Annotated in this window: 8 protein-coding genes; 1 reads left to right on the top strand and 7 read right to left on the bottom strand. The window is 71.8% G+C overall.

Annotation, left to right across the window (positions count from 1 at the left end; all coding sequences use genetic code 11):
• Positions 1-127 precede the first annotated feature (127 nt).
• Positions 128-1210: an ABC transporter substrate-binding protein gene (locus tag NQZ70_RS31445; protein WP_129577519.1), complete on the top strand. Its 1083-nt coding sequence runs from the start codon at positions 128-130 to the stop codon at positions 1208-1210.
• Between the two features lie 38 nt (positions 1211-1248).
• Here the strand turns inward: NQZ70_RS31445 and NQZ70_RS31440 are convergent, their stop codons facing one another.
• The 7 genes from NQZ70_RS31440 to NQZ70_RS31410 form a co-directional block, all read right to left on the bottom strand.
• Positions 1249-2466, bottom strand: coding sequence for a hypothetical protein (locus tag NQZ70_RS31440; protein WP_207217532.1), 1218 nt, complete (start codon positions 2464-2466; stop codon positions 1249-1251).
• A gap of 89 nt (positions 2467-2555) precedes the next feature.
• On the bottom strand, positions 2556-3884 hold the full coding sequence (locus NQZ70_RS31435; protein WP_129577517.1) for an MATE family efflux transporter: 1329 nt from the start codon (positions 3882-3884) through the stop codon (positions 2556-2558).
• A gap of 4 nt (positions 3885-3888) precedes the next feature.
• On the bottom strand, positions 3889-4899 hold the full coding sequence (locus NQZ70_RS31430) for a radical SAM protein (protein ID WP_129577516.1): 1011 nt from the start codon (positions 4897-4899) through the stop codon (positions 3889-3891).
• Positions 4900-4920: 21 nt separating this feature from the next.
• On the bottom strand, positions 4921-5466 hold the full coding sequence (locus tag NQZ70_RS31425) for a 2OG-Fe(II) oxygenase (protein ID WP_165374270.1): 546 nt from the start codon (positions 5464-5466) through the stop codon (positions 4921-4923).
• Positions 5467-5667: 201 nt separating this feature from the next.
• Positions 5668-5817 (bottom strand): hypothetical protein, encoded by a 150-nt coding sequence (locus NQZ70_RS31420; protein ID WP_165374269.1) that lies wholly within the window; start codon positions 5815-5817, stop codon positions 5668-5670.
• 87 nt (positions 5818-5904) lie between these two features.
• Positions 5905-6750, bottom strand: a complete 846-nt coding sequence (locus NQZ70_RS31415) for a DUF6445 family protein (RefSeq protein ID WP_129577514.1) — start codon at positions 6748-6750, stop codon at positions 5905-5907.
• A gap of 530 nt (positions 6751-7280) precedes the next feature.
• On the bottom strand, positions 7281-12797 hold the full coding sequence (locus tag NQZ70_RS31410) for a DUF4215 domain-containing protein (RefSeq protein ID WP_129581688.1): 5517 nt from the start codon (positions 12795-12797) through the stop codon (positions 7281-7283).
• Positions 12798-12831: the final 34 nt, after the last annotated feature.

Raw genomic sequence — 12831 nt, 5'->3', positions numbered from 1 at the left:
GGCATGACGCATGAGAACTCTCTTGCCTCTCATCTTTTTCTCTGCGCTTGGAATCGTCGCTTGCGACGGTAACCCGGCTCCCAGCGAAAATGCCGACGCGACAGGCTCAAGCTCGTCGGGGAGCGCCATGGCCGGCGGCGGGGGTGGAGGGCCTTCGGGCGGCTCCGGCGGCGCTGGGGGAGGCTCCGGCGGCGCGGGCGGCTCCGGCGCTGCCGGCGCGAGCAGCGGCGGCGGTGGCGAGGCGAGCGCGAGCGCGGGAGGGGACGCCGGGGCGGGCGGCGGCGCGGGCGCGGGCGGTCAGGGGGGAGCGGCGTCCTTCCCTTCGCTCAAGATCACGAGCGACACGGCGTCCATCGAGTTCACCCCCGTGCTGGTAGCCTCGCAGGATTTCTATCCGGGGGAGGCGGCCGTCGACTCCGGCGGCATCGTGAGCCTGCTCAACGACCCCAGCGTCGACCTCGGCACCAACGCGGAGACGCAGACGCTGAGGCAATCCGTGGCTCATCCGAACCTGCGTATCATCTTCACGGCGACGGAGACGTTCTATCGGATCGTCGCGAACCGCGCGGCGGGGATCAGCTCGCTCGCGGATCTCCGCGGGAAGCGGATCGGGACCATCCCGAACACGTCCGCGGCCTACTTCGTCACCAAGTACCTGGGCACCGTGGGCCTCACGGCGGACGATTACACGATGGTTCCCGGAGGTATCTGCATCTCCGCGCCTTGCGGGGCGAACACGCTGCCGTCCCTGATGGAGCGGGGTCAGGTGGACGCCGTCGCGCTCTGGGAGCCCTCCAGCGAGCTCGCGAAGGAAGTGCTCGGCAGCGACGCCATCGTGTTTCAGGATCGCTCCCTCTACCGCGAGATCGTGAACCTCCACAGCACCGCCGAGAAGCTGGCGGACCCCGAGAAGCGGCGCGGTATCGTCGAGTTCGTGCGAGCGCTCGCGAGGGCGCAAGAGCTCTATCGCACGGACCCGGAGGTCGTCTGGCCGAGGATCTCGGAGGCGATCGGCATCGAGCCATCCGTGCTCGAGAATGTCTGGGAAGACGAGCAGTTCCTGGGCACGCTGGTGCCCGACATCCTCGACGTGCTCGAGGAAGAGGAGCCCTGGGTCGCCGCGCAGACGGGCCGCGCCCCGCGCACCCGCGCCGAGCTCGCCCCGCTGGTGGACGACAGCGTGATGAAGGAAGCGCTCGGGCTGCCGTAGGCGCCGCCGACCGCGCCGTCACGGCGCCCGGATCGCGATCAGCCCAGGCTGCCCGTGAAGTGCTCGTCGACATAATGAAGGAGGCACATGCTCGCCGTCTGGCCCGCCGGCAGGGGATTGCGCCAGTGGGGGGTCTCCGTGCCGCTGTAGAGCACGGCGTCTCCGGCGCCGAGGCGGATCGCGTGCGCCTCGTCGCCCACTTGCATGAAGAGGGGCCACGCGGAGCTCTCGTCCATGTGCGGATGGGCATCCACGGCGAACGACACGTTCCAACGGTTCTGGGCGCGATCGGTGTGGCGCCAGAGAACGGCCGAAGGGCGGTATTTGAAGAACCAACAGTACGAGGGCTTCACCGGCGTGGGGACGATGCGGTTGATGAGCCGGGCGAGCTGGTCTTGCAGGAGGAGGCCCGCGAACTCGCAGTAGATCCCGTCGCGCCCGTCCTTCACCTGCGCCCTGTCCGTCTCGAGGTAACCGGCACGCTCGAGGCCGCGGTAGTGCTTGCGCAGGGCCGCGAGCAGGAGCGGGCTCACGAGACTGCGCAGCACGACGACTCCGTCCTTCGCGAGGCTCGCGCGCATGGCGGCGAGCCGAGCCTCTCGGGCGGCGCCGTCGAACGAGGCGGGCGGGCCCAGGACGTGGGCGAGAACGAGCCGCGCCCGCACCGCCGCCGGGAGGCACGCGGGGGCGAGCGCGCCATCGGCGATGCGGCGGAGCCTGTGCGCGAGCGGCGTCGACGCCTCGAACGGCTGCCAGAGACCCATGACGGGGTGCTGCACCCACACGCGCGCGCCGTCGCGAAGCGGCCCGAGCCCCTGGGGCAGGCCGGCCAGCGGGGTGCGCACGTGGTTGCGGACGGGGTCGTCCGAGAGCGTGCGCGCGCGGAGCGAGGGGTCCACGCGAACACGGCCGACCAGCGCGGGCGGGAGCGTGTCCTCCGCCTGCACGACGCACGCCGGATTCAGCACGAGGTCGGCGCCGTCGCCGGCGCTGCCCGCGCGCGATGCCTCCGGCACGAGGTCGAGCAGCGTCGGGTCGTCCAGGTCGCACGCGAAGGGCGCCGCTTCGCCAGGGTCCGTCTCGTTCGTCACGACGAGGCCCTTCTCGGCGGCGGCCGAGAGCACCGCGAGCGACGCGTCCCCGTCGAGCTCGCCCGCGCCGCTCGAGCCCTGCGCGAGGGCGCCGAGCAGCCACCGCACGAGGGCGAGGTCCTTCGGGACGTCGATGCGGAAGCGCGCGTAGGGGCGGTTCGCCAAGCGGACACCGCACGTGACGCTCAGGCGCAACGAGCCGTTCAATCGCCATGCAGCGAGCGATGCGCTCGCCGTTCCGTCGTCTCTCGCGTTCATGTTGACTCGCCCAGGGAATGGGCCGCGCCGCCCGCGCATGCGCTCGGGGCGTGCAGGCCGAAGAAGCGTCTCCAAACGAGGATTGCGCCGAGCGTGACCTCGGCACAGAAGGCCATCCACGCTCCCGTCGCGCCGAGGCCGCAGCGAACGCCGAACAGCCAGGTGAGAGGCGGCGTGAAGACCCAGGAGCACAGCACGCCCACGCGCGCCGCGTAGCCCACGTCGCCCCGGCCGCGGAGCACGGCGCGTCCCACGGCGCTCGCGGTGTCCAGCACCAAGAGCAGCGCCGCCACGGGGAGGGCGCGGGCCGCAGCGGCGAGGACCGCACCTTCGCGCGAGAACACAGCCGCGATGCTGCCGCCGGCGAGCGCCAGCGGGCCGGCGCAGGCCGCCGCGTAGACGAGCGCCGCGGCGGCGGCGGCCCGCGCGAGCCGCACGGCGTCCTCCGCGCGCCTGCCTCCGTGCGCCTGGCCCACGAGGACGCATGCCGCCTCCGCGACGGCCATCGACGGGATCATCGCGATATGGACGATCTCGCACGCGATCACCTGCGCGCTCATCTCGGCCTTGTCGAGCGAGGCAAGGACGAACATCTGCGCGAGGTACGCGCCCATCTCCAAGCTCGATTGAATCGCCATGGGAAGGCCCATCCGGAGGAGGCGCCAGACGATGCCCGGATCCGCCCTTCCAGCGCCGCCGCGGCTCGGCGCGAGCCGCCACAGGACCGCGAGCTCGGCGAACTGCGCGACGGCGCACGCGAGGGCCGAGCCGCCCACGCCGAGACCGGCGCCGCGAACCAAGTACCACGCGAGCGCCGCGTTCACGGCGTTCGCCGCGACGCTCGCGATCATGGGGGACCGGCTGTCGCCCCGTCCTTCCACCACGTGCCGCAGGGCGACGAAGAGGAGGAACGCAGGCGCGCCGAGCATGCGCAGGGCCAGGTAGCGCTGGGCCTCGGCGCCGACGGCGGGCGACGCGGCGGCGTGCGGTATCACCAGCGCCACCGCCTCCCCGCAGAGCGCGACCAAGGCGCCGAGCACGAGCGCGACGACCGTGGCCGCGGCGCGGAGGCTCACGATGCTCGCGCCGTCGGAGCGGCCTTCGGCATGGGCCACGAGGACCTTGCCCCCGAGGAGCAGCCCCGAGGCGAAGCCGAGGAGGCCCATCGCGGTCATGCCGGCCAGCCCCACGCCGCCGAGCGCTCCGCCGCCCAGATGGCCGACGAGCACCGTGTCGACGAGCGTCATCATGCCGCCCGATGCGCTCGAGAGCGCGATGGGCCACGCGAGCGCCAAGAGCCGCGCGGTGATGGAGCGCTGGGCCACCACGTCAGCGCCGCGCCGGCCGCGCGCGGAGCGGCTGGGCGGGCGCGAAATGAGCGCGGATCTCACGGAGCGCGCGGGCCCAGTCGGCCGTCGTCTCCACGCCGCTCATCCGTTCGCGAACGAACGGGTCCGTGGCGCGCCCCAGGGCGCGGCGAAACAGATCCCACGGCTCGTCCACGAGCATATCGCCGAGGGCCGTTCCCAGGTACCACGGGCGGACGCTCCCGTCGGCCTCGACATCGACGGATCCCATGAGCTCGGGCCTGCGCCAGCGCTTGTTGCTGCACACCTCGAACCTCACCGAGCTCGGCACGAGCGACCGCAAGCGCCGCTGGACGCCCGCGTCGTCGAGCTCCGCGAGCTGCTCCTCGGTGAGGAGCTCCTTCTCGACGTAGACTTCGCTCCCCGCGAGGCCGAGGGGGATCGCCGCTCCGAGGAGCAAAGACCGGATGTGAGGATATCGGCGCGGCAGCTCGCGGCAGAACGTCTCGATCTGCTCGTAGTTCCGGCGAACGACAACGACGTCGACGCCGAAGCCGAAGCCGTTCACCGTCGGCGGCGCCGCGAGCTCGTCGAAGTGGGCCAGCGTGCGCTCGGCGTCCGCGAAGGCGCCCTGGCGCCCGCGGATCGCGTCGTGCACGGCGGCGCTCATGCCGTCGAGGCTCACGTGCACCCTCGGGAACGTGGCGGCGATGCGGGCCGCGAGCGCGCGAGAAATGCCGACGCCGTTCGTGTAGAGGACGACGTGCGTCCCGGAGGCCCTCAGGATATCGCCGAGCTCGAACACCTCCGGCACGAGCAGAGGCTCGCCGCCCACGAGGTACACGGAGGCGAGGCCCATGCCCCCGAGCACCTCCGCGATGCGAACGAGCTTCTCCCGCGGCAGCTTGCGCGACGGCACGCGGCCGGACTCTGTATAACAATGAGAGCACCGCAGCTGGCAAGCGTACGTGAGCTCCCAGTCGACGGACGTCGGCGGCGGGATCGCGACCGCGGGTTCTTCGGGGTTCATCATGGGAAAACACGCTCCGTGCGGTTAATACAACCAGTTGACGGCGGTGCACCGCTCACCGTGCGTGATGAGGCGAACCTCGTGCATGACGCGGGGATCGAACGCGACGAGGAGGCCCGCCGTGGGCGAGAGCGAGAGAACGCGCCGCCGGTCGCTCGCTGCCTCGGGATCGAGGTCGTGTGCCAGGAACCGGATCGCGCCACCGCCGAACGTGGTGGGCGACGGCTCCTCGGCGGCGTCGTTCAGATAGAGCACGAGGCTCACCCTTCGCTCCCGGACGTACGGCGGGTCGTCCGGGGCGTCGTCCCGGTCGCGATGAAATACGAAATAGTCGCCGGGCCTGTAGACGAGGAACTTGTGCTCGTAGCGGAGCGCGAGGTCGCGAATGCCGGTGTGGCGAGCGATGCCGCCGATGGCGCGCTCGAACAGCCTTCGCACGAGCGCTCGGCTCTCCGGAGACACCTCGACCTCGGACGTCTTCCGCGCGGCGACGTCGACGATCTCTCTCGGACCGCTCGCGCCGTACCGTGGATTGAGGACTGCGCCGGGGGCCCCGCTGGCCCTGCGCATCTCCGCGCACAACGCAGCGCAGGTCGCCGCGTCCAAGAACGATGGGCGTCGATAAATCGCGCGCTCCGCCGATAGGGGGACAGCTTGCATGACTCGCTCCGTGGTCCGCGCCGGGCTGGCGGGCGAAGAGCGCGGACGGGGCCCACGCCTCGCCGCCGGCCGCGACGGGGCCGAAGCCCCGTCGCGGCGACGCCTGCGCGATCAGGTCGTGGGGCGGCCGCCGCCGATCTTCGGGAACATCTCGGCGACGGCCTGGGCGTACTCCTCCTCGGAGAGGTGCTCGACGCCCACCGCGACGGCGGCCTCGTTGACGTCCTCGGTCTCGGTGCTGAGCTGGTGTTGAATTTCCATGTTCGTTCTCTCGATTCGATCCGGGCGAATCATCGCCGGCGGCGCGCGACATGCGGCCCCGGAGTGTCGGGGTCCCCGGGTACCCCGTCATTTGGGGGCGACGGCGCGGCGCGGAGGGCTCGCGTGCTCGCCCATGATCTCGAACTGGATGACCTGAATCAGGCGCGCGTCCTTCTTCGTGCTGCCGAACGACTGACCGGTGGAGTGGAACAAGTCCCCGCGGAAGAGCACGAGGCGATTCCATTTCATGGGCACCGTGAGCGTCGGCTCCCAATCGCTCGGGTCCCGCCCGCCCTTCAGCTCGTTCCAGAAGAAATCCGAGAGCTGGGCGCCCGTGTACCCGCGCAGCGCGAGGCGCATGTCGAGGCACGACTCCCAGCCGCACCGCTTGTGTCGCCAGAAGTGCGTCCCCGCTCGGGCCTCGCATTGCCCCGGCGGATTCAGGTAGACGATGCCACCGTCGTAGTCGTCGAAGTGGATGTTCGCGCGGCCGAGGTCGTGCGTGCCGGCGGTGTTGATGCGGTAAAACGGGAAGAACTTGATCTTCGAGCCCAGGATCGAGGCGATCCCGTGGGCCGCGGTGAGGTGCGTGTCCTTGAGGGGCTCGGTCTCGATGGCGTCACGGCCGCCGTAGTTCGCGTCCGCGCGCTTCTCCGGCTCGTACTCGCGTGCGAGGGCGATGCGCCGTTGCTCCCAGGGATCGGCGAAGAAATCATCAATGATGAGGATGTGAGGCGAGCGCGCCCGACCGCGGGACCAAATTCCCCGCCAGAGCGGGGCGGCCGAGTACACCTCGGGCTCGGCGATCTGCACGCCCCAGGCGCGGGCGGGAAACTCGTCGACGGCCGTCTTCGTGCGCGGCGCCGGTGCCCCATCGGCGTGCGCGTCCGCTTGCCCGACGGTGAAATGGGCATTCGTGTTCTCGACGCTCATGGCATTTCCTCTGGCGCGCAGTCCCCGCGAGAGCGCCCGGCGGCGCGCCGGCGGCGTTGGCTGCGGCGATTCGCCGCCGGTGTGCGGAGTCGTGTCGAGCTCTAGGAGAGGGTATTACAAACGGCATGCCACTCCGTGGCGCCGTGGAATTCGACGCGCCCCCAGCAAGCCGTTGCGTGGGAAGGCAACCCGCGACGCGCAAGGAGATGGGGCGTCGGACGATGCTGCCGCCGCGAAGCTGCCGGGATCAGCCTCGGCGGAGATGCCGGCGGACTCTAGAGCTCAGGGGTGCGGTCGAGCCCGGCCGAGCGGCCCCCGCGGGCGCGCGATCCGAAGGCCACGTTCCATGAGAGGCGGTGGCAGGAGCTCGCCGCTGGGCGCGGCGCAGGCTCCAGGCGCTGCTCCGCGTCGGGCTCGAGCGCGTGGTTCAGGGAGGGGGATGGGCAGCGCGGCGGCCCTCGGGACGGGGCCGCCCGGGCTCGCGGGGGCAGGCCTCGGCGCCTGCGCCCCGCGCGCCCGGTCGCGACGGGCTACTTCGGAATGCCGTCGTTCTGGCAGGTCAGGCTGCAGCCGTCGCCGCTCACCTTGTTTCCGTCGTCGCACTCCTCGTAGGCGGCCTGGCGGATGCCGTCGCCGCAGTACGGACCGTAGACGCAGCCCGGCGCGCACTTGCCGTAGCCGCCGGTGTTGTTGCCGTCGCCGTCGTCGCACTTCTCGTCGCCGTTGCGGATGCCGTCGCCGCAGCGCGGGCCGAGCACGCAGCCCGGGCCGCACTCGCCGTAACCGCCGTCGTTCTTGCCGTCGTCGCACTGCTCGCCGGCTTGAACGACCCCGTCGCCGCACTGGGCGCCGAGGCGGCAGTTCTTGCTGCAGCCCGTGGCCTCGTTCGGCGGATCGCACTGCTCGCCCCACTCCTCGTTGACGTCGTTATCGCCGCACCTGGCCGCCGGCGTGCAGTCGGGGAGGCAGCTGCCGTAGAAGCCGTCGTTCACGCCGTCGTCGCAGGTCTCGGTGCCGTTGACGACGCCGTCGCCGCAGTACGGCCCGTACTGGCAGAGCGCGGTGCACCCGCCGTACTCGCCGCCGTTCTCGTCGGCGCCGAGGTCGCAGTCCTCCTCCGCGGGCTGGACGATGCCGTCGCCGCAGCGCGGCCCGTAGACGCACGAGGGCGCGCACTCGCCGTACCCGCCGTCGTTGATGCCGTCGTCGCACTCCTCGCCGAACTCCGGCTGCGGCACGCCGTCGCCGCAGTGCGCGCCGAGCCGGCAGCTCGCGCAGTTCGGGTCGGCCGCGTTGTCGCACTCCTCGCCCCAGTCCGCGTCGACGTGGTTGTCGCCGCACCTCGGCGCCGGCGTGCAGCCCGGGGCGCAGGTGCCGTAGGTGCCGTCGTTCACGCCGTCGTCGCACGCCTCGGCGCCGTTGACCACGCCATCACCGCAGTACGGCGCGTAGTCGCACGACGCGGTGCACCCGCCGTAAGCGCCGTTGTTCAGCCCGTCGCCGAGATCGCAGTCCTCCTCCGCGGGCTGGACGATGCCGTCGCCGCAGCGCGGCCCGTACAGGCACGCGGGGCCGCACTGCTCGTAGCCGCCGTCGTTCACGCCGTCGTCGCACTGCTCGCCGAGCTGCGGCTGCACGATCCCGTTGCCGCACTGCGCGGCGAGCCGGCAGTTCACGCAGCTCGGGTCGCTGCTGTCGCACTCCTCGCCCCAGTCCCGGTCGACGCGGCCGTCGCCGCACCTCGGCGCCGGCGTGCAGCCCTGGGCGCAGGTGCCGTAGGCGCCGTCGTTCACGCCGTCGTCGCACGCCTCGGCGCCGTTGACCACGCCGTCGCCGCAGTACGGACCGTAGGTGCACGAGCTGGTGCACCCGCCATAGGCGCCGGTGTTCATCCCGTCGCCGAGATCGCAGCTCTCGTCCGCGGGCTGGACGATGCCGTCGCCGCAGCGCGGCCCGAGGACGCACGAGGGCGCGCACTGGCCGTACCCGCCGTCGTTGATGCCGTCGTCGCACTGCTCGCCGAGCTCCGACTGCAGCACGCCGTCGCCGCAGTGCTCGCCGAGCTGGCAGCGAACGCAGCTCGGGTCGGCGGGGTCGTCGCACTCCTCGCCCCACTCCTGGTCGACGTGGCCGTCGCCGCACGTCGGCGCAGGCGTGCAGTTCGGGTTGCAGGTGTCGTAGAAGCCGTCGTTGACGCCGTCGTCGCACCCTTCGCTGCCGTTGACGACGCCGTCGCCGCACGACGGCCCGATCTCGCACTCCGTCGTGCAGCCGCCGTAGCCGCTCGCCGTGTTGCCGGAGCCGAGATCGCACGCCTCGTACGGCGCGTTGACCAGGCCGTCGCCGCAGCGGGGCGGGGCCACGCACCCCGGCGCGCAGGCGTTCGAGGCGTTGGCGTAGGTGCTGTTGTTGATGCCGTTGTCGCAGGCCTCGGGGCCGTTCTTCACGCCGTCGCCGCAATAGGCGCCGAGCTGGCAGTTGGTGCACTGGCCGTAGCCGGTCCCGTTCGCGCTGCCGTCGTCGCACTCCTCGCCCGGCGTCACGACCGGCGGGTCGACCCCGCACTGCGGCGTGCAGACCGACGTTCCAGCGCTGAAGCCCGCCAGCGTGAGCTGGTAGTTCGACCCGGTGACGTGGCGCTCGGCCTGGAACACCGCGATCTCGTAGACCTTGCCCGCCTCGAGGTTGAGGTTGACGGGGTAGGGGGCGAGGTTCGGGCAGTTGGCGCCGGTGCAGGGGGTCACGAGGGCGGTGCCGTCGTCCCGGATGGTCACGCTCTCCTGGATGCGCTCGTGGATGCCGCCGATGTCGACGGTCAGCGTGTTCTTGATGAACACCCAGACGTCGTCGTCACCGTAGAAGGTGAGCACCGGGTCGGCCACGGCGGGGTTCGGGTTGAACTGGAACCAGTACCGGACCTCGCTCGTGAAGTAGAAGTTGTGCCCGCCGTCGTGCGCGTTCTCGTCCCCGGTGAAGAGGAGGCTGTTGAGCGTGGGATCGGCGCCGGGGGGGTCGAGGTCCACCGGCCAGAACGGGCTCCGCTCGTACACGAACCTGCCGGGGGTCGCCTCGAGCAGCTCGATCGTGGTGAGGAGCGTCCGGTTGAACTGCGGGTTGTCCCGGTACCACCACTGGAAGTTGGTTTGCCCCGAGGTATAGCCGTTGTTGCGGGCCGGCTCGAAGTAGCCGAGGCCGTACGCGTTCACGGGCTTGCCGTCGGCGTCGAGCGTCCGCTGGACGGTGCCGTCGAGCTGCGCGCCGTCCGAGGGGGTGATCTCGAAGTCGAAGTGCCCGATGGGGTTGGCGTTCAGGCGGGCGTCGCACTGAGCGTTGCTCGTGCTGCGGTTGTAGGTGTCCGGGCACCAGCCGATGAAGTCGCGGATGACCATCGGCAGCCGCATCTCGGTGGGCGCCACGGTGCAGACGTAGCCCGGCTCGATCCGGCACGTGGCGGAGCAGCCGTCGCCGCTCTCGGTGTTGCCGTCGTCGCACTGCTCGGTGGCGTCGCCGGGCAGGAGGATGCCGTCGCCGCAGATCGAGAGGCACGCGCCGGCCCTGCAGTCGGGCTCGCGCTTGCAGTCCGGCGTGCAGCCGTCGCGCCAGTTGCCGTTGTTGTCGTCGCAGACCTCGGTGCCCTCGACGATGCCGTTGCCGCAGTCGGAGTAGCCGCTGCAGTCCTGGGGCTCGAGATCGTCGCACATCCGGCCGGGCTCGATCCGGCAGGTCTCGTCGCAGCCGTCGCCGCTGTCGCCATTGCCGTCGTCGCACTGCTCGGCGCCGACCTTGATCCCGTCGCCGCAGACCGTCTTGCACGGGAACCCGACGCGCGAGCAGTCCCACCCGTCCTCGATGGTCTCGCAGTCGGCGCTGCAGCCGTCGCCGTCGGCCGGCTCCTCGCCGTCGTCGCACTGCTCGGAGCCGCCGATCACGCCGTCGCCGCACACGGGCGGCGGGGGCGGGGTGCAGGGGCCGCCGGTCGGCGGGCACGTCCAGCCCACCTCGATCTTGCACTGCGGGGTGCAGCCGTCGCCGCCGACAGGGCTCACCCCGCCGCCGTCGTCGCACTGCTCGCCGAGCTGCACCACGCCGTCGCCGCAGAAGGTCCTCACGGTGCAGGGCTGGCCCGGCCGGCAGTTCCAGCCCTCCTCGAGCCGGCAATCGGCCGTGCAGCCGTCGCCGGACACCGGCGGATCCTCGCCGTCGTCGCACTGCTCCCCGCCGTTCACGCGGCCGTCGCCGCACCGGTAGACGAGGATGCACGGCTTGCCCGGCTCGGGGCACACGTACGCCGGGTCCACCGCCTTGCAGTCCGCGCTGCAGCCGTCGCCGCCCGCCGTGTTGCCGTCGTCGCAGATCTCGCCCGGGTCCACCACGCCGTCGCCGCAGCGGATCAGGAGCTCGCACGGCTGCCCCGGGGTCGGGCAGGTGTAGAACGCCTCCTGCCGGCACAGGCTCGAGCAGCCGTCGCCGCTCGCGGTGTTGCCGTCGTCGCACACCTCGCCGGTCTCCTTGAGGCCGTTGCCGCAGACGGGCAGCCGCGTGCACGGCTGGCCCGGCCGGCTGCACTGATATCCCTCCTCGCGCATGCACGTGGCGCTGCAGCCGTCGCCCGACACGGGCGGGTTGCCGCCGTCCTCGCACTCCTCCGAGCCGTTCACGCGGCCGTCGCCGCACCAGTAAACGAGGGTGCAGGGCACGCCCGGCGTGGGGCACGTGTAGATCGGCTCCACCGTCTTGCAGTCGGCGCTGCAGCCGTCGCCGCTCACGTTGTTGCCGTCGTCGCAGACCTCGCCCGGGTTGAGCGCGCCGTCGCCGCACCAGATCAGCAGCTCGCACGGCTGCCCCGGGGTCGGACAGGTGTAGAACGCCTCCTGCCGGCACAGGCTCGAGCAGCCGTCGCCGCCCGCGGTGTTGCCGTCGTCGCACTGCTCGCCGCTCTCCAGGAGCCCGTTGCCGCAGACCGGCAGGCGCTCGCAGGGCTGCCCGGGCCGCCGGCACACATAGCCCGGCTCGCGCATGCACGTGGCGCTGCAGCCGTCGCCGGACACGGGCGGGTCGCCGCCGTCCTCGCACTGCTCGCCGTTGTTCACGCGGCCGTCGCCGCAGCGGTAGAGGAGGGTGCAGGGCACGCCCGGCGTGGGGCACACGTAAAGCGGGTCGAGCACCTTGCAGTCGGCGCTGCAGCCGTCGCCGTCCGCCGTGTTGCCGTCGTCGCAGAGCTCGCCGGGATCCACCAGGCCGTCGCCGCACCGGATGAGCAGCTCGCACGGCTCGCCCGGCGTGGGACAGGTGTAGAAGGACTCCTGCCGGCAGAGGCTCGAGCAGCCGTCGCCGCCCACCGTGTTGCCGTCATCGCAGATCTCGCCGGTCTCCTTGACCCCGTTGCCGCAGACCGGCACGCGCTCGCAGGGCTGCCCGGGCCGAGGGCACGCGAAGCCCGGCTCGCGCTTGCAGTCGGCGCTGCAGCCGTCGCCGGACACCTTGTTGCGGTCGTCGCACGTCTCCGAGCCGTTCACGCGGCCGTCGCCGCAATCGTAGAGCAGCGTGCAGGGCTCGCCCGGCTTCGGACAGACGTACGAGGGGTCGACGAAGAAGCAGTCGGCGCTACAGCCGTCGCCGTCCGCGGTGTTGCCGTCGTCGCAGAACTCGCCCGGGTCGACCACGCCATCGCCGCACGCGATGGTCAGCACGCACGGCTGGCCGGGCGCGGGACACTCGCAGTAGGGCTCGATCTCGCACAGGCCCGAACAGCAGTCGCCGGGCAGGCTGTTGCCGTCGTCGCACGCCTCGCTGGCCTGGTTGATCATGCCGTCGCCGCAGGCGGGCTCCTGCGGCAGCTCGCACTCGGGGGGCGGGTCGTCGCCGGCGCAGGGATCCGGCCGCTCTCCGCCGCTGCCTCCCTGGCCCACGCCCACGCCGAAGTCGTTGCCGCCGCCTCCGGTCTCGTCGCCGGATCCACTCGAGTTCGTGCCGGTCCCCGCGCCGCCTGCGCCGGGATCGCCCGTGGAGGGCGCTCCCCCGCCGCAGGCGGCAGCGACTTGCAGCAATCCCACCGCCAAAGCCAGATAAGACGTTCTCAAA

The organism is Sorangium sp. So ce836 (genome assembly GCF_028553905.1).
Classification (GTDB): Bacteria; Myxococcota_A; Polyangia; order Polyangiales; family Polyangiaceae; genus Sorangium; species Sorangium cellulosum_D.
The sequence above is the reverse complement of the archived record's forward strand: the minus strand, read 5'-3'. Positions and strand labels throughout refer to the sequence as shown.